The organism is Thauera sp. SDU_THAU2, from assembly GCF_038260575.1.
Lineage (GTDB): Bacteria > Pseudomonadota > Gammaproteobacteria > Burkholderiales > Rhodocyclaceae > Thauera.
In genome coordinates this window covers 1,222,065-1,242,115 of the sequence record NZ_JBBWUN010000003.1, presented here as the reverse complement: position 1 = coordinate 1,242,115, position 20,051 = coordinate 1,222,065, and the positions used below count along the sequence as shown (strand labels likewise).

Genomic DNA, 20,051 nt, shown 5'->3' with positions numbered 1-20,051 from the left:
CGTTCACTTTTTATACATCGTCGAGTAGAACCGCGCCTTGTAGCAGTACAGATTCAGCCCGCCCAGGAACTGCTGCCCCGTGTAGCGGAAGCACACCCCGGTGGTCGTGCTCGGCTCGCCGTACGGTCCGTAGCTGTAGACCGCCGTGCCTGTGCCCGCGCTGTTGGCCGCCGCCATGACGCTGCCCAGGTGATCGGCATACAGCCACGTCTTGTTGGTCGTCGTCGTGCCCTCGTACACCACCAGCGGCTCATCGACCCCCGGACCATGCACGTAGCGGCGCTGCAACGTACCCGCGCTGTCGTACTCGGCCGCCAGGTCCACACCGTCGTACATCAGGTCGGTGATCGTGCCCGCCAGCGTCGTGCGGCGCAGCCGACCTTCCGCATCGTAGGCCAGCGTCGCCGCGTAGCCGCTCTTGTTCGCCGTCTTGAGCTTGTTGTCCACATCGTAGATGTAGGTCCACACCCCGTCACCCGTCAGGTTGCCCCGGTTGTCATGGGTGATCGTCGCACCCGCGGCCACGGTGTACTGGTTCAGCCCGTTGCTGGTGTAGCTCTTGGTGCCGTTGACGTAGCCCATCCATTGATACAGGTCGTGCGTCCAGCTCTGGCCCACGATCTCCTGCACCTGGTTGCGGGTGTAGGTGTAAGTCTGATCCTGCGCCGTACCCGCCAGGTTGTGCGCCAGGCTCGACAGATCTCCCCGAGTAAGGGACACATACCTCCATCACACAGCCGCCGCATCTACGCTGCCTTGGTCACGAGAGCTTCGCGGTTCCTGGCCCGCTCGCCCTGCTTGGCACCGCCTTGTATGCAGTTCTTGTTCATCGGCTCATGATTTACGTTCCACGCTTCCTCCCCACACTCGGTCGCCCTCATGCAGTTGCGCTTCACTTCGTTCGTCGTGACCAACTTACGGCGGGACTTGCACCCGCAGGTATGCGCCCATGTCGGGCACACCAGGAGTGCGCCCATGCTGGGCGCAATCGAGTAGGGGACGGGGTCACCCCCGTCGCCCTCTCACACCACCGTACGTGCGGTTCCGCATACGGCGGTTCATGAAAGACACTGGAGTCGTCGCGTCGTATCGAGCAGTGACACCAGTCCCAAGCGATCAAAGAAGACTTTCGGAAAGGCCGCGTTCATGTGGCTGGCGCCACTGTTCCACCACGGCCCGCGCTGGTTGAACGCGGAGCGAAACGCCCGCTCCTCCTTCAGCCCCGCCTTCATCAGGTTCCTGGCGCGAGTAGGCCGGGCGCTTCCACTGCCGCCACAGGATGCAGCGCAGCTTGCGCCTGAGCCAACCGTCGATCTCTTCCAGTGCCCGCTTGGCCTCGGTCAGCCTGAAGTACGCTGCCCAACCCCGTAGCACCGGGTTCAGTTCTTCGATCGTGGCGCCTACACTGCGCCCCCTCGCACCTTTGAGCACTTCACGAATCTTGTCCTCCAGCCGTTGCAGGCTGGCTGGCGCAATCCGCAGTTTCGGCGCTTTGTGCCAACTCAGGCTGTAGCCCAGAAACTTCCGCTCCCACGGTCGTGCGACTACGCTCTTGGCCTCATTGACCGTGAGCCTGAGTCGCTCGGATAGGAACTGGCTGATACCGGCCAGGACACGCTCGCCTGCCGCCTGGCTTCGGACGTAGATGTTGCAGTCGTCCGCGTAGCGACAGAACGCATGGCCACGGCGCTCCAGTTCCCGATCCAATTCCGTCAGCAGGATGTTCGACAGCAGCGGACTGAGCGGGCCACCTTGCGGTGTACCCTGCGTCCTCGGGCTCACGACACCCTCCGCCATCATCCCCGCTTCCAGATACCGTCGGATCAGCTTCAGTACCCGCCCATCCCCAATCTTCTTCGCCAACTTCGCCATCACAATGTCGTGATTGACCCGGTCGAAGAATTTCTCCAGATCCATGTCCACCACGACACGCCGGCCTTGGGCAACATACTGCTTCGCCGCCTTGACCGCCTGATGGGCAGACCGCCCCGCTCGGAAGCCGTAGCTCGACTCGGAGAAATCCACCTCGAAGATCGGTGAGAGCACCTGATGCAACGCTTGCTGGATCAGTCGATCCGTCAGCGTCGGAATGCCGAGCGTCCTCACCCCGCCTTGCGGCTTCGGAATGTCCACCCGACGCACTGCTTGCGGGATGTACGTCCCCGCCAGCAGTTTGGCCTTGATCGCCGGCCAGTGTTGCTGCAAGTGACCCTTGAACTCCGACACCCCGATGTCATCGACACCGGGCGCACCCTTGTTGCGGGTCACCCGCTCGTACGCAAGCCACAGGTTGCCGCGCTCACACACGACTTCCATCAGCCCGCTCGTCCGCTCCAACTCCGCTTTCGTCCGCTCAACGTCCGCCGACTCCACCTCGACACGCAGCCCAGCCCCTTCCGGATACCGTCCAGAGTCCTCTGCCTGCGCCCCCTCTGACCGACGGGCTTCTGTCTTCATCGGCTTCATCGAGAAACGTTCGCCTACTCACGTTCTTCCCTGTTCGGCCCTTCGCCCCATCCCGGCAGCTACTATGGCCTCGGCTGACTTCCTCACGTGCATCCCAACGCCTCGCGACCTCAGTAGCACCATGGCACCCGTGAGGATCTCCCCGGGTATGACGCACCCACCTTCACGCTTATACCTGTCGGATCTACGCCACAGCCTTCCGTGCAAGTTTCGGGCTTGGGCGATATTGGCCGCCTCACCCCACTGCAACGCCTCATATCCGCTTCCTGTTCGTCAGGCCAGCGCTTTGCCTTCAGCTTCCTCCAGATTCGCAGTTACCCGCGACACCCTTGCCGTTCGGCTAACTCTTCCCCTTGCCGGGCGAGTAGAGGACTTACACCTCCAAGTGGGTGCGCCCTGCCGGGCGCACCAAAAAAAGACACCGGCTCGGGGCCGGTGTCAGGTGAATACTTGATCTGTACATCCTGTCTGCGAACGCGCCACCCTTGCTGAACATAGGACCGAAGGTCTTCTATCAGCCAAAGTCGTACTCGCACCCTCTGATAACCGTTATTTAGCTTTGATCTTCATCTCCGCAGAACACTAAGAGACACACCCCTCTGTTTTTCTTCACCAAACTGATCGGTCTTCGAGTTTCCCCATCGTCGATTGAAATTTTGACCTCGAGACTCTGATCCTCAAATGACTTCAACTCCTCGATTAGCTGACTAATTGATTTTCCGCGAGTCACCCAGTCTGGTTGCAACTTTCCACTAGCACTCATATCAATCACCAATACGATTTAAATTAACATCAAATGTTCCATCACGGCCGGTTTTGGATTTCAGCTTATCCACAGATTCAGCCATCTTCCACGCCCCACCGTTGTGACCAGTGGCATCTCTCGTAATGTAGGAGTTACCTTTTTTATACACTGCCTCCCCATGTACTGTTTCTGAAATCTTCTTGTACCCAAGAGCCTTCGCGGCAGCCGTCGCCTCCTTCGTTGTTTTACAGATCGGCCCCGGCATTAGACGAGCCGCATTTTTTGTAGCCAGTACACTGAAAAGTGCTCCAGCCCCTTTAGCCGTGGCACCCCCACCGGGCCAACCTTGGAGGATTTTATCAACTGAGTCTTCAAGCGTCGCGCTCTGGAACCCTGCAACCGAACTATCCCACCACCTATCGATACTGCCGCCGACCTTTCCGGCAAAGAGTTCCAGCTCCTTCGCCGCCAACCCGGTCGGATCATTGAAGTTGATCGGATTGTTGCCCACGTAGGCATACAGGTTCAGATCATCCGCCGTACCGATCGGATCGGTCTGCAGGAAGCGGCCGATCGCCGGCGAGTAGAACCGCGCCTTGTAGTAGTACAGGTTCAGCCCATCCAGGAGCTGCTGCCCCGTGTACCTGAGTCGACCACCACCGTCTGCGGAACGTACTTGTTGGCCGCGTTGTAGGCGGTCGTCGTCACCACCGTGCTGCTGCCCGTGATCTTGCTCGTCTGCGAGATCTGCAGGTAGAAGCTCGGGTAGCTGGCACACCACGGTCAAATGATTCCTCCAGACCGTGGTGCGCCCCCTATTTACTCCCTTGGTCCTCCTAGGGTCCCCTCAGCTTGGTCGCGCTGGTTGCCGGCCAGGGTCTCGGCAATGACAGCATCTGCCTTGGTTAGGCCCTTTGCGGCAAGGGACTACCGATCTTTGACGGCGAGGGCTTTGCCCTCCTCCAAAAGAGCCAAGAATTGATCCCAGTCGATTACCTTGCCCCCAATTTCCGGATTGAAAGCAACTTCGAAAACGCCCTCATCAGTGAAGCCGACATCTAATACGGGTGCTTCACCATCAAGCAACTCAAATAGCGCATGTTCGCGATTGATGTCTGTTGTCTTCCGCCACCGATAGCTCTTTAAAGTTGTCATAGTCAAACCTTTACGGATTAATAAAGCCGACGAAGCTGCCGTCAGATGCCCAACGAGCACCAAATCCTCCCGGGATTTGAGTTTGGGTCACAGCTCCATATCGACCGAGCGTCGGCGTCGTCATAACCCCATTACGCATGATGTTGTGAAGCGCAGCGTGTGCCGCATCGTTGATCGCGCCATCACTGCGCAACGATTGGCGTAACGTATCTTTTGTTTGCCCAATCACTTCAGGGTGCTTAGTCAAAGCCCTACCTGCGTTTGACAAGTCAGTAGCCTTGAATTGCTGGACTGCAGCCTTATAGAGCGAGTTTTGGTTCCCTAACAGGCTGATGCAGAACCTAGTGAACGATCCTGCGAGTCGATAGTCCTAGACTCGTTCCTCAACCCCTTGTTCTGACAGCGATGCGCGGCCAACTCGATCCCCAGTCCTCGATGTTTCATTATTTCTCGCCGGACTCGCGTGTACCGGCCGATCATCCCCTGCGAAGGGTGAAGCAATTGGCCGATCGGGCGCTGAGTGCCATTTCGGCGGATCTGGATGCGTTGTACTCGAGTACCGGCCGCCCGTCGATTCCGCCTGAGCGCCTGCTCAAGGGGCAATTGCTGATCGCGCTGTACTCGATCCGGTCTGACCGGCAGTTCTGCGAACAACTGGACTACAACATCCTCTTTCGCTGGTTCCTCGACATGGACCTGGAGAGCGCGGGCCTGGACCAGTCGAATTTCAGCCGCCTGCGCGAACGCCTGGTGGCGACTGATATCGCCCGCCGCTTCTTTGACGAGGTGGTGAGCCTGGCGCGCCGGCAACATTTGCTGTCCTCGGATCACTTCACTGTCGACGGCACGCTCATCGAAGCCTGGGCCTCGTTCAAGAGTTTCAAGCGCAAGGACGGCGAGCCGCCGAAAGACGGTGGGGATGGCACGGGGATGGTCGATTTCAAAGGTGAGAAGCGTTCGAACGCCACACACCAGAGCAGCACTGATCCTGACGCACGGCTCATGCGAAAGGGTAACGGCCAGCCTGCCAGGCTCAGCTACGGCGGGCATGTGCTCATGGAGAACCGTCATGGCCTGTGTGTCGACATCCTGATCACGGAATCGACGCAGGCCGAGCACCGTGCTGCACGCACGATGCTCACCCGCGCCCGCCGGCGGCGTATCCACCCCAAGAGTCTGGCGGCCGACAAGGGTTACCACATCAAGGATTTCGTAGCGCACCTGCGCGCGCATCGTATCCGGCCGCACATTGCTCGAATCGACCATCGCTGCACGCCTGGACTCGATGGGCGCACGACGCGAACCGAGGGCTATCGGATCAGCCAACGCAAGCGAAAGCGGGTGGAGGAAATCTTCGGCTGGCTCAAGACGGTCGGTGGGTTGCGCAAGACGCGATTCATCGGGCAGGCGAAGACGCAGATGGCGGCCTTCATTTCTGGCGCAGCCTACAACTTGTTGAGAATCGCGAAATTGGGAAGCGCGGGAGGAACGGCGTGAGCCGGGCAAACGGAAGAGGGGCTGATCAGTCTCGGAGCGGGCACGCCGGCAATGTGGGCCGAATTGAAAAAACCATTCTCTCGACGAAGTCGCTGTGAAGATCAATTTAAACCCCTTGGCCGACGTAGTGTTCAGCTCTTTTGCATCAGCCTGCTAACCCCTTTGCCGCCAGCCCCGAGAGCTTGGTAACACCCAGACCAATCCCAGTGATCCCGGCGCCCATCGCCGGGTTGAGCCCCTGAATGGACTTTTCGATCGTATCGCCTAACGTCCCCAAGGGACTTCCCGTCAACCTCTTTTTGCAGACCGGCCGCAGGCCGATCGGTCCGTTGATCATGCACTCATCTTCTTCTCCTGCTGACCACGGTCGAGCGTGATCACTTTGTGACTGGCGCCATCGCAATGGACAAGGACAGAACAGACTGCCTTTCCCCAATCGGCCTTGTTCGGCACGGTCGTGCCGGGGCCATGCGACTCACCGCTCCGGCTGGCCTCAATCACTCGTCGGCGCGACCGAGGCGCGGGGATCAGCCGCGACACCCTCATTGGTCGGCCACCAGGTTAGCCAGGCTCTTGTATCTTTAAACCAGACCCGCGCGGTAGAGTTTGACTGCCGTATAGGCAGTCAGACCGGCCGGTGCAGCTTGATTGGCTCTGGGGTGATTGAGCCCGTGACTGAGTAGAGAGCGCACGGTCGCCGCGCGGGTCTTCGTGAAGCCCGAACGGTTACGTGCGCCTTCAATCAGCGCGCATGCACAAGAAAGGGATCTGAAGATCATGTCTGCTTCCTCAGTGACGGTAGGCATCGACGTGGCCAAGGCGCACGTGGATGTCTGTGTGCTGGGCGCCCAAAGCGACGCCCAGCGATTGGACAACAATGCCGAAGGCCATTCGGTGTTGGCAGCAGCCTTGCAGCCTTTTGGTGTCGGCCTGGTGGTGATGGAGGCGACTGGTGGCTACGAGGCGGCGCTGGCCTGTGCGCTGCAGGCAGCGGGCCTGCCCGTGGCGGTGGTCAATCCACGCCAGGCGCGCGACTTTGCCAAGTCGATGGGCCGCCTGGCCAAGACGGACGCGGTCGATGCACGCATGCTCGCTGAACTGGCGGCTGTGCTGGTGCGCCGTGAGGACCTCGATCGCTTCCTGCGTCCGCTGGCCGACGAGCGCCAGCAGTGGCTGGCAGCGCTGGTCACGCGCCGGCGTCAGTTGCTGACCATGCTGCATTCGGAGCGCCAGCGGCTGCAAATCACGCCCAAGAAACTGCACGCCAGCATCGAGGCCATCGTGGCCGCGATCAAGGCTCAGCTCGACGAGATCGAGGCGCAGATGGTCAGCCATGTGCATGAGCACTTCGGCGAGTTGGATCAGCTGTTGCAATCGGCTGCAGGAATTGGCCCGGTTGCCAGCGCCACACTGATTGCCGAACTGCCTGAGCTGGGCCGGCTGAACCGCCGCGAGATCGCTGCGCTGGTGGGCGTGGCCCCTATGGCCCATGACTCGGGCAGCAGCAAGGGCAGACGACGCGTGCAGGGCGGACGCTTCGAGCTCCGGCGCGTGCTCTACATGGCGACCTTGACCGCAACCCGCTACAACCCGGCCATCAAGGCTTTCTACGAACGACTCAAGGCCGCTGGCAAGCTCCCCAAGGTCGCCTTGGTGGCGTGCATGCGCAAGCTGCTGACCACGCTCAACGCCATGGTCCGCACAGGCAAACATTGGGACAAATCGCTTCACGATGCTTGACTTCTAAGACGGTTACTCAGCCGGTCGGTCTGACCTGTTTTGCCTATCGCTTGCGCGCAGTCATGGTGGCTTCACTCTGGAATGCGGTGCTTCAGCTTGCTGCTTGCCCGGACGTCAGGCCCCATTGGCGCCAGGCATCCGGATCGTAGTGTTCTCCCTTGGCCAGCACGGCCCACAACTGGCGCGCGTGTTTGTTGGCAATGGCGACCAGGGTCTTGTGATATCCGACCCGTGCATTCAAGCCCACGATCCACTGTTGCAACCGGGTGAGCGTCTCCGGACTGCTGCGTGCCTTGCGCAAGGTGGCCGCGAACACGCTGCGCGCGCCTTGTACGAGCAGACTTCGCAGGTAAGCATCGCCGCGGCGGGTGATGCGTCCCAGCTTCGGTTTGCCGCCGCTGGAATACTGGCTCGGCGTCAGCCCCAGCCAAGCGGCAAACTGCCGGCCGTTCTTGAACATCCGCGCGTCGCCCACACTGGCAGTGACCGCATCGGCCGTCAGATTGCCAACGCCGGGCAATTCGCCCACCCGCCGGACAGCCGCATCCTCGGCCTGCTGTGCGGCAATCTGCCGGTCACACTCGGCCAGGCGTTGATCGAGCGCATCGAGCTGATCGCGCACGCTCTGGATCAGATGACGCAGGATCATCGGCTGGGCGGTGTCGAACTCATGTTCGGCCAACCAGCGGCGCAGCCGCGTAGCCCCCGCTTCGATCACCAGACCGAACTCGGCGAACACGCCACGAATACGGTTGAGCAGCGCCGTTCTCTCCTCGATCCAGCCCAGGCGCAGGCTGTGCCATGCCAATCGTTGTTGTTGGGCTTCGGTCTTGACCGGGATGAAGCGCATGCCCGGCGCGTGCAGCGCGGCCAGGATCGCCGCGGCATCGGCCCGGTCGTTCTTGACCGACTGGCGCTTGCGGTAAGCGCGCACGAAATCGGCTGCCATCAGCCGTGGCTCCAGGCCCAGGGCCGCCGCCGTGCGGCCCCAGCAGTGCGCGCCGCTGCACGCTTCCATCGCGACGACCGTACCCGGCGCCAGCGTCGCAAGCCACGCCAGAAAGCCCGCACGGTTGAACTCGCGCGTCTCGATCATCCGCCCCGTGCCGTCGCCTACGCAGGCCACGAACACATTCTTTGCCAGATCCACCCCGATCGTCGTAGCATTCATTTGGACTTCCCCTTTCGCGTCTTCAGATTGAATGTCAGCAATTCAATCTTGGCACTTCGATGCCGGGCCGAACAGGCCAGCGGCGGAAGTGGGAAGTCCCTTTGTAGTCGCTCTGGAAGCCTGCGACCGAACTATCCCACCACCTATCGATACTGCCGCCGACCTTTCCGGCAAAGAGTTCCAGCTCCTTCGCCGCCAATACGGTCGGATCATTGAAGTTGATCGGATTGTTGCCCACGTAGGCATACAGGTTCAGATCGTCCGCCGTGCCGATCGGATCGGTCTGCAGGAAGCGGCCAATCGCCAGCGAGTAGAACCGTGCCTTGTAGTAGAGCTATAGGTGACGTCCTGGGCCGTGCCCGCCAGGTTGTGCGCCAGGCTCGACAGCGTGCCCTGCGCTCCGTAGCCGTAGGTGCTCGTGGTGCCATTGCCCAGTGTCACCGTGGTGCGCCGGCTCAGGTCGTCGTGGGCGTAAATGGCCAGGTTGACCGTGCCGGTTTCCTTGACCGCCGTCGGGCGGTTCAGCGCGTCGTAGGTGGTGGTGACGTAGAACGCCGTCTCCGGCCACGTGGTGCGCGTGCGGTTGCCCGCAGGGTCGTACATGCTAGCGTTGATCTCGTTGGTCTGCGAGGTCTGCAGGTAGAAGCTCGGGTAGCCGCTGGCGACAGCATAGCGGGCGCTCCACGGTTGAGCTATGCCTGCAAACCGTGGTGCGTCCCCCAATTTCGTTATCCGGCTCTCAATAGATCAGAGCGTCCCTAACAGGCTGATGCAAAAGAGCTGAACACTACGTCGGCCAAGGGGTTTAAATTGATCTTCACAGCGACTTCGTCGAGAGAATGGTTTTTTCAATTCGGCCCACATTGCCGGCGTGCCCGCTCCGAGACTGATCAGCCCCTCTTCCGTTTGCCCGGCTCACGCCGTTCCTCCCGCGCTTCCCAATTTCGCGATTCTCAACAAGTTGTAGGCTGCGCCAGAAATGAAGGCCGCCATCTGCGTCTTCGCCTGCCCGATGAATCGCGTCTTGCGCAACCCACCGACCGTCTTGAGCCAGCCGAAGATTTCCTCCACCCGCTTTCGCTTGCGTTGGCTGATCCGATAGCCCTCGGTTCGCGTCGTGCGCCCATCGAGTCCAGGCGTGCAGCGATGGTCGATTCGAGCAATGTGCGGCCGGATACGATGCGCGCGCAGGTGCGCTACGAAATCCTTGATGTGGTAACCCTTGTCGGCCGCCAGACTCTTGGGGTGGATACGCCGCCGGCGGGCGCGGGTGAGCATCGTGCGTGCAGCACGGTGCTCGGCCTGCGTCGATTCCGTGATCAGGATGTCGACACACAGGCCATGACGGTTCTCCATGAGCACATGCCCGCCGTAGCTGAGCCTGGCAGGCTGGCCGTTACCCTTTCGCATGAGCCGTGCGTCAGGATCAGTGCTGCTCTGGTGTGTGGCGTTCGAACGCTTCTCACCTTTGAAATCGACCATCCCCGTGCCATCCCCACCGTCTTTCGGCGGCTCGCCGTCCTTGCGCTTGAAACTCTTGAACGAGGCCCAGGCTTCGATGAGCGTGCCGTCGACAGTGAAGTGATCCGAGGACAGCAAATGTTGCCGGCGCGCCAGGCTCACCACCTCGTCAAAGAAGCGGCGGGCGATATCAGTCGCCACCAGGCGTTCGCGCAGGCGGCTGAAATTCGACTGGTCCAGGCCCGCGCTCTCCAGGTCCATGTCGAGGAACCAGCGAAAGAGGATGTTGTAGTCCAGTTGTTCGCAGAACTGCCGGTCAGACCGGATCGAGTACAGCGCGATCAGCAATTGCCCCTTGAGCAGGCGCTCAGGCGGAATCGACGGGCGGCCGGTACTCGAGTACAACGCATCCAGATCCGCCGAAATGGCACTCAGCGCCCGATCGGCCAATTGCTTCACCCTTCGCAGGGGATGATCGGCCGGTACACGCGAGTCCGGCGAGAAATAATGAAACATCGAGGACTGGGGATCGAGTTGGCCGCGCATCGCTGTCAGAACAAGGGGTTGAGGAACGAGTCTAGGACTATCGACTCGCAGGATCGTTCACTAGGTTCTGCATCAGCCTGCTAACTATCGGCCATCACTTGTTCCTTCGCCTCCCGATATTCATCGAGAGCCACGGGATCCCGATCAAAACACTTCTCCCAGAATCCAGCTTGACCGAACACCTCTGGCCCCAGATCAACTGCGTTTTGTCGGACCGCAAGCACCTTCCAGCACGCAGGAAGACTGCAGTCGATCAGATCGAACAATGCCGCTCTAAACACGACAGGTTGCCCGCCATCCTCACTGGCAACGCGGAACCCGATTTCGCCAGAGCTGTATTGCTCCACGGATAGCACAATGTAAGTTCTCCCGTGCTGAAGCCAGCCGTGCAACCTCTCGGCTTGAAGGTCGACTCCGCTGCGTAGAACAGATTTTCATGGCCAAACCCCGTTGTGATTGAATACGGCTTTGAAGTCGTCCGCAAAATGCGTCGCACCAGTCTTCACGTTTTGATAGAAGTGGACTTGGAATGGCCCCGACGGGCTCTTGAACGTCTGTGTGGTCATCTTGGCCCAGTCGGCGATCTTGCTTCCATCGGCCGTCAGGGTTTTGACAAGCGCAGAGTTGTTCAGTTGGCTCCCTGGGATAGCAACCTTCGATCCAGCAATGACTTCAGCCCGCAAGCCACCATTCACAAAGATCGACGCAGCCTCGCTATGCGCTAGCTGTTGCGCCAGTCGAGGTCCGTTGGCGATGTTCTGTGCTCCCCTTGCGGCCAGCCCTGAGAGCTTGGTTACGCCCAGACCAATTCCAGCGACCCCGGCGCCCATCGCCGGGTTGAGCCCCTGAATGGACTTTTCGATCGTATCGCCTAACGTCGCGCTCTGGAAGCCTGCGACCGAGCGGTCCCACCAGTTATCGATGCTCCCGCCGACCTTTCCGGCAAAGAGTTCCAGCTCCTTCGCCGCCAACCCGGTCGGATCATTGAAGTTGATCGGATTGTTGCCCACGTAGGCATACAGGTTCAGATCATCTCGGGTACCGATCGGATCGGTCTGCAGGAACCGGCCCAGGCTCGGCGAGTAGAACCGCGCCTTGTAGTAGTACAGGTTCAGCCCACCCAGGAACTGCTGCCCCGTGTAGCGGAAGCGCACCCCGATGGTCGTGCTCGGCTCGCCGTACGGTCCGTAGCTGTAGACCGCCGTGCCTGTGCCCGCGCTGTTGGCCGCCGCCATGACGCTGCCCAGGTGATCGGCATACAGCCACGTCTTGTTGGTCGTCGTCGTGCCCTCGTACACCACCAGCGGCTCATCGACCCCCGGACCATGCACGTAGCGGCGCTGCAACGTACCCGCGCTGTCGTACTCGGCCACCAGGTCGACACCGTCGTAGAGCAGGTCGGTCACCGTACCCGCCATCGTCGTGCGGCGCAGCCGGCCTTGTGCATCGTAGGCCAGCGTCGCCGCGTAGCCGGTCTTGTTGGCCGTCTTCAGCTTGTTGTCCGCATCGTAGGTGTAGGTCCACACCCCATCGCCGGCCAGGTTGCCCTTGTTGTCGTAGCTCAGCGTCGAGCCTGCCGCCGCGGTGTATTGGTTCAGCCCGTTGCTGGTGTAGCTCTTCGTGCCGTTGGCATCGCCACCCCATTGGTAGAGGTCGTTCGTCCAGCTCTGCCCGACGATCTCCTGCACCTGGTTGCGGGTGTAGCTGTAGCTCTGATCCTGCGCCGTGCCGGTCAGGTTGTGGGCGAGCGTGGAAAGCGTTCCTTGCGCGCCGTAGCCGTAGGTAGTCGTCGTGCCATTGCCCAGCGTCACCGTGCTGCGGCGCGACAGGTCGTCGTATGCGTAGCTGGCCAGGTCGATGCTACCCAGCTCCTTGATTGCCGTCGGACGGTTCAGCGCATCGAAGGTCGCGGTGACGTAGAACCCGGTGTCCGGCCACGTCGTGCGGGTGCTGTTGCCTGCCGGGTCGTACTGGTAGGCCAGGGTCTTGCCCCCGGCCGTGGTGCTGGTCAGCCGCCCGACCGCGTCCCACACGTAATCGACGGTGTGGCTGTTGTTGGCGAACTTCGCCTGCGTGCGCCGGCCCAGCAGGTCGTAGCTGAAGACGAGGTCATCCACCACGTTCGGATAGCTGCGGCTGATCACCCGGTACAGGTTGTCGTGGCCGAACACGATGTTCTGGCCGCTGCGCTTGCGGTGCTTGGTGAGGTTGCCCACCGCATCGTAGCTGAAGTGCTCGTAGTCGCTGTTCGACGAGGTGTTCGGCGTCGTCGGGTGCGGGTAGCGTAGCTTCACCCTCCGGTCGTGACCGTCGTACTCGTAGGTCGTCCGGTTGTTCTTCGCATCGGTCAGCGTCAGCGGCAGGCCGTTGGCGCTGTAGGTGTAGGCGGCATAGGTCTGCGCCAGTGCCGAACCCACCGCGCGCTTGACGCTTTGCACGCTGTCGTCGGCATTGTACACCGTCTCGGTCACCCGGTTGCCGCCCTGGGCAGCGGTCAGGTTCTCGGTGACGCGGATCAGCCTGTCGAGGTTGTCATAGGCGTAGTCGGTGACCGCGACCGGCGCAGCCGCAGTCGGGCACGTGGTCGCCGCGGCGGTGAGCGCCGGACCCCAGGCCTTGAGCAGCTTGCCGGTCGTGGTGTAGCTGTTGCAGCTCACCAGCCACTGGCTGCCCAGCTGTGCGGCGGTGCGGATCACCCTTCCGTCGTTGTCGAAGGCGTACTGTGTTTTCTTACCCAGTGCGTCGGTCGTCTGCGTGACGCGGCGCTGCCCATCGTAGGCATACGTGGTGGTGTCGGTGACGTCCGTGCGCGGGCCGTTGACTTGCGTCAGGTTGCCCACCGCATCGTAGGTGAAGCTGGTCGTCAGGTTCAGCTTGCCCGTACCCGAGTCGACCACCACCGTCTGCGGAACGTACTTGTTGGCCGCGTTGTAGGCGGTCGTCGTCACCACCGTGCTGCTGCCCGTGATCTTGCTCGTCTGCGAGGTCTGCAGGTAGAAGCTCGGGTAGCCACTGGCGGTGTAGGCGGTGTAGCCGTAGGTGGTCTGCGGCTGCACGCCAGCCGCATCGGCCGGCGCCGTGACCGCGAGCGGGTTGCCCTGCGCGGTGTAGGTGTAGGTCGTGACCTTGCCCAGCGCATCGGTGGCAGTGGCGACCTTGTTGAAGACGCTCTCGTAGGTGAAGCTGCTGGTCAGCGTCGCCAGGCCTGAACCGGGCTTGGGCAACTGCTTGACCTGACTGACGTTGTGCGTGCAGCGCTTCTCGGCCGCGGCGCACGGGGCGTCATGGTAGACATACTCGAGTGCATTGCCTTCCGGGAACGCCTTGCGCGTCAGCCGGCCCTGGCCGTCGTAGGTGTTGGTGGTGACGCGCCCCAGTTGGTTGATCGACTTAAGTTCCTTGCCTTGTGCATTGAAATACGCCACATGGCCGACACCGTTGGGGTCCACTTCTTCCGAGCGCGAACCTGCAAAGTAGTAGGTGTAGAGCTTGCCCGCGGCATTGGTCTGCGTCTTGACACGACCCAGGGTGTCATAGACGTTGGTGGCGAAGGCTACCGACGGGTTGCTCGGCTTGAAGAACTTTGTCATCCGACCCGGCAGGTCGTACTGGAAAGTGGTGGCCTTGCCGGTGGCATCGGTGGAACTGACGAGGTTGCCAGCGCTGTCATAGCTGAAGCCGATGCTGCGAGCACCGTCGCCGACCCCACTGATGCGCGCACCGCTGTAGCTGAAGTTGAGCACCCGACCCAGGCTGTTGGCGACCTGGGTGAGGTTGGCGCCACTGTAGGTGAACTTGGCCTGCATGCCGCTCGGGTGAGTGTAGGTCGCCAGCTTGCCGGCGCTGTTGAAGGCAAGCTTGGCACGATTGACCGTTTCGTACTGATAGGTGCCGTCGGCCAGCTTCGTCAGCCTCGCCGAGTTGCCCGGCGGCGGGTTGTAGCTACCGTCGGGCAGCTTGACGAACACTTCTCCGTTCATGCCCTGCTGCACCACAACGGTGTTGTCGATCAATTGGTCGCCGAACCAGCGCTGCCCCACCGTGGCGATGACCATCTTGTCGAGCGGCTTGGCTGCGTCGTTGAGCAGGTCGAGCGACACCAGCTTCTCGACCAGCGCCGGCACGGCGTCGAGCGCGGAATCTTCGCCCATGCCCTGGAAGCCGTCCGACCCCACGCGAATGCTGGCCGCCAGGCTGTGCGTCCAGCCTTTGCCCAACGGGCCATCCTGCGTGCGCATGCCTGAGCTGTAGAGCTTGTTCAACCCCAGGCTGTGCGGAAACTCGCCGACACCGGTCTGGATGTCCTCACTGGCAAAGAGGAACTTGCCAGATGCGAAGTCAATGGGGTCATTGACAAGATTCAAGCCGGCCTCAACCAATGTCTGGGCACTCTTGGCCCAACTGCCGGAATTGGTCACCGTACCCGCCGGCACATTGGTTGAACCGAAGCCACCCAAGAGCCCCCCGCCGATGATGGCGCCAATGCGCGTACCCGTGCTGTCGATGACGAAATAGCCCCGCCCCGACCAACTGTTCTCAGTGAGGTTGCAACGCGCCGGCAGGATCAGGCGCCTGCCGGCGCCGACCTCGCTTTGGAAGGACGCCAACCAGGATGCGCATGACACCAGATTCGGCTGCACCGCGGAAGCGTAGTTCGCCGCCGTGGCGTTGTAGATGCGCTCGTTACCCGCCACAGCCATGTCGATGAGCTTGACCGTAGACACCGCGCTGACACCTGCTGCCTGCTGCACGGCGGCTGACTCGAAGATGCTCGAATGCATCGAAGAGTTGTAGAAGACAGCCCGCTCCTTAGCCGCATCCGCGCTCTGGCTGACCATGCCAAGCATGTTGCCCGGTAGATCGACGTAAGGTGATCCGCTATAGCCGGCGATACCGATCTGATGATGGAAAAATGTGTTGGTGCCCGCGAGCCGATCGGTGATGTAGCTCGACTGATTCACCTGAGCAATCCAGGTCGCCGACAACACCCCCAGTGATGAACCCAGCACAGCCTCGGAGCCATCAGCGCCGCCAGCCGCCTTGGCCGAGTCAAGTTGGCTGCGGTAGCGCTCCGCCAACCCACGCCCGGCTGGTCCCCAGCCGTTGCTGATCAGGTAAGTGCCACCCGCCCTGATCGATTGCTTGAAGTTCTGGTTGACCGCGGTGCTACTGTAGGCGCCATGAGTGACGTCAAATACGACATCGCCCACGGTACCGGGCGTAACTGCAGTGCCGGTGGCCTGCGCCACGCCGTCGAGCATCAGCACCGGCTGGTTCGAGCCGTTGTAGGTAATCGTGAGCCGTTTGCCATAGATCGCGTCCGACGTGTAGGTCTTGTCGATGCCCTGGTAGCGCACGCGCAGCGTCGGACTGTAGTTGGCGGGGATATTCACCCATTCGGTCAGCGCAACTGACGTGTCCTGATACGGCAGCGAGGTCTGACGCAGCGCGCCACCGGTGTGCGGGGCCACCGTCTTGCCGCCGATCACGTCATCGAGCGTGCTCGCCGGCAGATTGGTGCGCAGATACGCGGCCAGCGTGTTCGAATAGCTGGCAAGGTTGTTGCGAATGTTGGTGCGGTTGATGCCCTGCACGTAGTTGGCATTCACCGTGGCACCACTCTTGGCTGAGGTCAGATAGCTGCTGGCGTTGTAGCCGCTGACTGTGGCGACGTTGATGCCGGTCTTGTGATTGTGGGACTTGAAGGCCGGATCGAAGAAGTAGTTGGTGCCGCCGATGTTGACCTTCACCCATACGTGGTCGACCTTGATACCGGTCAGCGCAGCTGTCGAGCCCGGGCAACTTCCCCCGGCAGTCGCAGAGATCGACGCTACGGGAATCTGTGCCTGGCTAAAGAGATTGAACACGGCGCATACGTTGCCGGTGCTGACACCCAGCCAGTCCTGCACTTGGGCTGCAGTCAGGCTGATCCGCCCCTTGACATGGTTGGCGGTAAAACCCGCCTGACGCAGCAATTGCACCATCAGTGTGGCTTGGTCGAAGGCCGTGCCCTGATTGTCCAGCAAGGCTCCGACTGCCCCTTTCTGGATGCCCCAGGTGGGATAGTAGGCGATGTTGTTACGGACGTACTCGTAGATCAGATCGGGATCGTTTTTGAGCGCACGCGCAAGCTCAGCGATCGAAGCCGGCCCGGTCGGTGCGGTATCGCCAGCGACCCGCATCGCCGACATCGTTGGCGTGCCCTCGAGCGCGGCGCCCTCGTTCAGTTCTGCGGGCAGCGCACGCGCGTGGATGGCCTGCTCGGACTCCTCCGGCGTAACCGGGGCCAGGATGGCGCGGCTGATACCAGGACCGTACTCGACGCGCTCGCGCTGTATGCCCTTGGCCGTACGGGCAGCGGTGATCTGCGCCTCGGACGCATCCACGACTGCCGGCACCCCCCGGACGAACTCGATGTTGCCGGCGGCCAGTGCCTCACCCGAGACCAAGCCAGCCAACAGCAGCGTCAACACGCCCGCGCGCAGCGGACCTTTGTTGCGTTCAGACATGATCAAACTCCCGAACAAATACGACATACGCAGCGCGGGCTGCGCAGGACGTGCCTCCATCATCAAGACGGCATTCCTGCAAAGCGCACGACACCCCACGGCCCGCTACACGGGTCGCTGGAAACAGAAGGGAAAAAGAATGGAGAAGCCTGCGGTCGACGAACGCCCGGAGGATCAGGGCACGCCGGTGGTGACTTGGCTGACGCGGTTGCCCGCCGCATCGTAGGTGTAGGTGATGACCACGCCGTTGCTGTAGGTGGCCGTCTTGACGCGGCCCAGTTGGTCGTAGGTGTAGCTGACCGAACCGGCCAGCACGGGCATCGACAGGCCCAGCAAGGTCGCCAATGCCAGGGTGCGCATACTCGCGCCCAACATCGGCTTCAGGGTCCGATTCTCACTCATCACCACTCTCCCCTATTGAAATGGTTTACAGCCCTTAGCGATCATCAACAGTTTCGACTACACTCTGCCGACATATCCGTACCGCATGATCTAGCTGACTGCCATTGTTCGAAACAAGCATTCCATTGTCAATAGTCAACCCAAAATAAATATCCAAAACGAATGACTCGTCGAAATGTTTGGCGCAATGGAAGCCGCGCTACCCTCCCCTTGCCTTCCGGACTGACCGATGCGATCCGGCATGCATGGCATTGGTGGCGCGATGAAATGCACGGGCTCGTCGTGCCGATCACGCAGCATTTCACGGGCACCGGCACAACCATCACCCTCGTCACGGATGTACATGGCACACCGCAGCTGCACGAGCAGCACCGAGCACCGGCCGGACTATCCGACGACTGGCAGGCCGCATGCCGGGACAAACCTGTCGTCATATTGCTGAACCCCGGGCAGGTGATGCGGCTGCCACTGACACTACCCCGCGCCGCTCGCAGCAGCCTCAGGGACGCCGTCCGCTACCGTCTTGCAGCAGAAGCGCCGATCGACCCTGCAGCGCTGTATTTCGACATCGGCGAGGTATCGGTCGGGAGTAATCGAAACGAGATCGGAGTGGAAGTCGCCCTGTGCACTCGAGAACAGGCTGCGAAGCTGGAGGTAGCTGCCGAACGGGCTGGCACGACGGGATGCGTGGTCGGTTTCTCGCCGGACGGTCAGCCATCCCCTGCGTTCACCTTTTCAGTGTCGCGAGGTGCGCAGCATGCGCTCGCGACGACACGCCTGAACCGGTGGCTGCTCGCGTCCGCTTGCGGCATCGCGCTTGCAATCGGGCCAGCGCTCCATGCAAGCGCATCGTGGCTCACCTTGCGCACCCAGACCGCCATCGACGAAAGCAGGAGAGCCCAGGGCAGCGTCATTCGCCAGGCCGAGGAACAGGCGCAGTTGCGTGCTGTACGGGATGCAATATCAGGCGTGCGCGCCTTGCCGGGTCTGTTACCCGTACTCGAGGATGTTGCCACCCATCTGCCCAAACAAGCATGGGTCAGCCAGCTTCATTACGAACAGGGCGGCATCCGGATAACCGGCCATGCTGCCGATCCGACATCGGCCGCCCGCGCACTGGAGCAGGCCGACAGCTTGAGTACCGTCCGGCTGGAATCGGTGTCGCGGCTGGATCCTGGCACAGGCATGGCGGACGTACCGCAGTTCGTGATACAGGCAGCGCTCGCCCGGACAGGTGCCCAATGACACATCTTCCGATGGCCGTACGGCGGACACTCGCCATCGTGCTGGGCTGCGTCCCGCTGATCATGGTGTGGTCATTGGTGATCCGTCCCCTTCACACCCTGACCACGGCTGCCATCGAGCGCCTGGATGACTCCCGTTTCGAACTGCAGCGCCTACAGCTACTTGCAGCCGGAAACGATGTACTGACACCCGATGAACTCGCACGGCAATCACACGAAGTTGCTGCATGGGTTTTTCAGTCGCGCACGGACAGTGCGGCAGTCCTCAGTGCCGTGGATGAGCTGGTCCGAGACGCCAGCGTCGAGCTGAATGAACTCAGAGCCGCAGAGCCGCACGAGCAAGGCCCGCTGACCCGGTTCTCAGTGGATTTGAAGGTGACTGCACCGGAAACCGAGCTGGTTCACCTGCTTACAGCCTTTGCCCATCACCGTCCGCTATTGACCGTCGATCGCGCGGTGATCCTGTCCTCTGTTTCAGGGCCGGATTCGTCACTACCGCCACTCTCCGTCGAGTTGCGTGTTTCGGGCTTCGGCGCGGAAGTGCTGCCGCCTTCACCCGCGGAAGAAGTCGATGTCCAGTAAGCAGACCGTCGTGCTCATCGTCTGCAACATCTGCGCGCTGGTCGCCTTCGTGTTGCTGCATTGGGTCACCCTCAGCACGCCCCATCTGCCAACCCCGGCTACCCAGAATGCGGCGACGGATGCCGTCGAAGACTCTGGCCACTGGCCTGAGGCGGTACCGGACATGTTGGTGCAGGCACCGCTGTTTTCGCCTTCCCGCAGCCGCCCGAAGGTCTCGGTCTCGGCCGATGCCCTAGCCAGCCCTCCCCCACAGCCGCCGCGCCTCGCCGGCATCGTCGGCGCGGGCGGACAGGCTCGCCTGGCACTGCTGGAAAGCGAGGCAGCCGATCGCAAGCTGGTGCCACGCGGCGGGGTCTTCGGCGAGTGGCGCGTGATCTCGATTGCGCCGAACGCCGTGCGGCTCCGCCAGGAAACGAACTCCAGCGCCGAGGCCTCGCCTCCAGCAGACATCACCATCCAACTCCGGCCGCCCATCGCCGGTTCGGGGCTTCCACCCAATGAATAAGCTCATCCCGTCCATCATCGGCATCACG

At 61.5% G+C, this 20,051-nt stretch carries 17 protein-coding genes; 5 read left to right on the top strand and 12 right to left on the bottom strand.

The window, feature by feature from the left end:
- Positions 1-3 precede the first annotated feature (3 nt).
- The 4 genes from AAFL97_RS06965 to AAFL97_RS06950 all read right to left on the bottom strand — a co-directional run bounded on the left by AAFL97_RS06965 (position 4) and on the right by AAFL97_RS06950 (position 4,426).
- Positions 4-720, bottom strand: a complete 717-nt coding sequence (locus AAFL97_RS06965) for a hypothetical protein (protein ID WP_341644288.1) — start codon at positions 718-720, stop codon at positions 4-6.
- Positions 721-1,116: 396 nt separating this feature from the next.
- The gene (gene ltrA, locus AAFL97_RS06960) at positions 1,117-2,466 is read right to left on the bottom strand and encodes a group II intron reverse transcriptase/maturase (RefSeq protein ID WP_341644287.1); all 1,350 of its coding nucleotides are present in this window, start codon (positions 2,464-2,466) and stop codon (positions 1,117-1,119) included.
- 764 nt (positions 2,467-3,230) lie between these two features.
- Positions 3,231-3,992, bottom strand: a complete 762-nt coding sequence (locus AAFL97_RS06955; protein WP_341647112.1) for a toxin C-terminal domain-containing protein — start codon at positions 3,990-3,992, stop codon at positions 3,231-3,233.
- 146 nt (positions 3,993-4,138) lie between these two features.
- Complete coding sequence (locus AAFL97_RS06950; protein WP_341644286.1) at positions 4,139-4,426, bottom strand: hypothetical protein; 288 nt, start codon at positions 4,424-4,426, stop codon at positions 4,139-4,141.
- Between the two features lie 345 nt (positions 4,427-4,771).
- Between AAFL97_RS06950 and AAFL97_RS06945 the strand changes: the two genes are divergently transcribed.
- Positions 4,772-5,863 carry an IS5 family transposase gene (locus tag AAFL97_RS06945; RefSeq protein ID WP_341644281.1) on the top strand — a complete coding sequence of 364 codons (1,092 nt, stop codon included), beginning with the start codon at positions 4,772-4,774 and terminating at the stop codon, positions 5,861-5,863.
- A 145-nt stretch (positions 5,864-6,008) separates the two neighbouring features.
- Here the strand turns inward: AAFL97_RS06945 and AAFL97_RS06940 are convergent, their stop codons facing one another.
- A complete protein-coding gene (locus tag AAFL97_RS06940) occupies positions 6,009-6,200 on the bottom strand; it encodes a hypothetical protein (protein WP_341644285.1) in 192 nt (63 codons plus the stop codon).
- Between the two features lie 440 nt (positions 6,201-6,640).
- Here AAFL97_RS06940 and AAFL97_RS06935 point away from each other — a divergent pair, with 440 nt between their 5' ends.
- Positions 6,641-7,603 (top strand): IS110 family transposase, encoded by a 963-nt coding sequence (locus AAFL97_RS06935; protein ID WP_263463201.1) that lies wholly within the window; start codon positions 6,641-6,643, stop codon positions 7,601-7,603.
- A gap of 91 nt (positions 7,604-7,694) precedes the next feature.
- Here the strand turns inward: AAFL97_RS06935 and AAFL97_RS06930 are convergent, their stop codons facing one another.
- From AAFL97_RS06930 to AAFL97_RS06900, 7 genes are all read right to left on the bottom strand, one after another.
- Positions 7,695-8,774, bottom strand: a complete 1,080-nt coding sequence (locus tag AAFL97_RS06930; protein WP_341644284.1) for an IS110 family transposase — start codon at positions 8,772-8,774, stop codon at positions 7,695-7,697.
- A gap of 34 nt (positions 8,775-8,808) precedes the next feature.
- Positions 8,809-9,048: a hypothetical protein gene (locus AAFL97_RS06925; RefSeq protein WP_445954526.1), complete on the bottom strand. Its 240-nt coding sequence runs from the start codon at positions 9,046-9,048 to the stop codon at positions 8,809-8,811.
- Positions 9,027-9,497 carry a hypothetical protein gene (locus tag AAFL97_RS06920; RefSeq protein ID WP_341644282.1) on the bottom strand — a complete coding sequence of 157 codons (471 nt, stop codon included), beginning with the start codon at positions 9,495-9,497 and terminating at the stop codon, positions 9,027-9,029. Before AAFL97_RS06920 ends, AAFL97_RS06925 begins: the two co-directional genes overlap by 22 nt.
- Positions 9,498-9,689: 192 nt before the next feature.
- Positions 9,690-10,781, bottom strand: coding sequence for an IS5 family transposase (locus tag AAFL97_RS06915; protein ID WP_341644281.1), 1,092 nt, complete (start codon positions 10,779-10,781; stop codon positions 9,690-9,692).
- A gap of 80 nt (positions 10,782-10,861) precedes the next feature.
- Positions 10,862-11,128, bottom strand: coding sequence for a hypothetical protein (locus AAFL97_RS06910; RefSeq protein WP_341644280.1), 267 nt, complete (start codon positions 11,126-11,128; stop codon positions 10,862-10,864).
- Between the two features lie 87 nt (positions 11,129-11,215).
- A complete protein-coding gene (locus tag AAFL97_RS06905) occupies positions 11,216-17,290 on the bottom strand; it encodes an RHS repeat-associated core domain-containing protein (RefSeq protein WP_341644279.1) in 6,075 nt (2,024 codons plus the stop codon).
- A 174-nt stretch (positions 17,291-17,464) separates the two neighbouring features.
- Positions 17,465-17,692, bottom strand: coding sequence for an RHS repeat domain-containing protein (locus AAFL97_RS06900; RefSeq protein WP_341644278.1), 228 nt, complete (start codon positions 17,690-17,692; stop codon positions 17,465-17,467).
- Between the two features lie 267 nt (positions 17,693-17,959).
- Here AAFL97_RS06900 and AAFL97_RS06895 point away from each other — a divergent pair, with 267 nt between their 5' ends.
- The 3 genes from AAFL97_RS06895 to AAFL97_RS06885 are packed head-to-tail and all read left to right on the top strand — an operon-like array spanning position 17,960 to position 20,023.
- Complete coding sequence (locus tag AAFL97_RS06895) at positions 17,960-18,937, top strand: PilN domain-containing protein (RefSeq protein WP_341644277.1); 978 nt, start codon at positions 17,960-17,962, stop codon at positions 18,935-18,937.
- Positions 18,934-19,518, top strand: a complete 585-nt coding sequence (gspM, locus tag AAFL97_RS06890; RefSeq protein ID WP_341644276.1) for a type II secretion system protein GspM — start codon at positions 18,934-18,936, stop codon at positions 19,516-19,518. Before AAFL97_RS06895 ends, gspM begins: the two co-directional genes overlap by 4 nt.
- Entirely contained in the window at positions 19,508-20,023 is a 516-nt protein-coding gene (locus tag AAFL97_RS06885; protein ID WP_341644275.1) for a hypothetical protein, read from the top strand. Before gspM ends, AAFL97_RS06885 begins: the two co-directional genes overlap by 11 nt.
- The last annotated feature ends 28 nt before the right edge of the window (positions 20,024-20,051 follow it).

What these genes read in the sequence shown, in the direction of transcription:
- ltrA (WP_341644287.1), bottom strand. Translation starts at nt 2,466, where the DNA reads ATGAAGCCGATGAAGACAGAAGCCCGTCGGTCAGAGGGGGCGCAGGCA.
- AAFL97_RS06945 (WP_341644281.1), top strand. Translation starts at nt 4,772, where the DNA reads ATGCGCGGCCAACTCGATCCCCAGTCCTCGATGTTTCATTATTTCTCG.
- AAFL97_RS06940 (WP_341644285.1), bottom strand. Translation starts at nt 6,200, where the DNA reads ATGATCAACGGACCGATCGGCCTGCGGCCGGTCTGCAAAAAGAGGTTG.
- AAFL97_RS06935 (WP_263463201.1), top strand. Translation starts at nt 6,641, where the DNA reads ATGTCTGCTTCCTCAGTGACGGTAGGCATCGACGTGGCCAAGGCGCAC.
- AAFL97_RS06930 (WP_341644284.1), bottom strand. Translation starts at nt 8,774, where the DNA reads ATGAATGCTACGACGATCGGGGTGGATCTGGCAAAGAATGTGTTCGTG.
- AAFL97_RS06915 (WP_341644281.1), bottom strand. Translation starts at nt 10,781, where the DNA reads ATGCGCGGCCAACTCGATCCCCAGTCCTCGATGTTTCATTATTTCTCG.
- AAFL97_RS06905 (WP_341644279.1), bottom strand. Translation starts at nt 17,290, where the DNA reads ATGTCTGAACGCAACAAAGGTCCGCTGCGCGCGGGCGTGTTGACGCTG.
- AAFL97_RS06900 (WP_341644278.1), bottom strand. Translation starts at nt 17,692, where the DNA reads ATGAGTGAGAATCGGACCCTGAAGCCGATGTTGGGCGCGAGTATGCGC.
- AAFL97_RS06895 (WP_341644277.1), top strand. Translation starts at nt 17,960, where the DNA reads ATGCACGGGCTCGTCGTGCCGATCACGCAGCATTTCACGGGCACCGGC.
- gspM (WP_341644276.1), top strand. Translation starts at nt 18,934, where the DNA reads ATGACACATCTTCCGATGGCCGTACGGCGGACACTCGCCATCGTGCTG.
- AAFL97_RS06885 (WP_341644275.1), top strand. Translation starts at nt 19,508, where the DNA reads ATGTCCAGTAAGCAGACCGTCGTGCTCATCGTCTGCAACATCTGCGCG.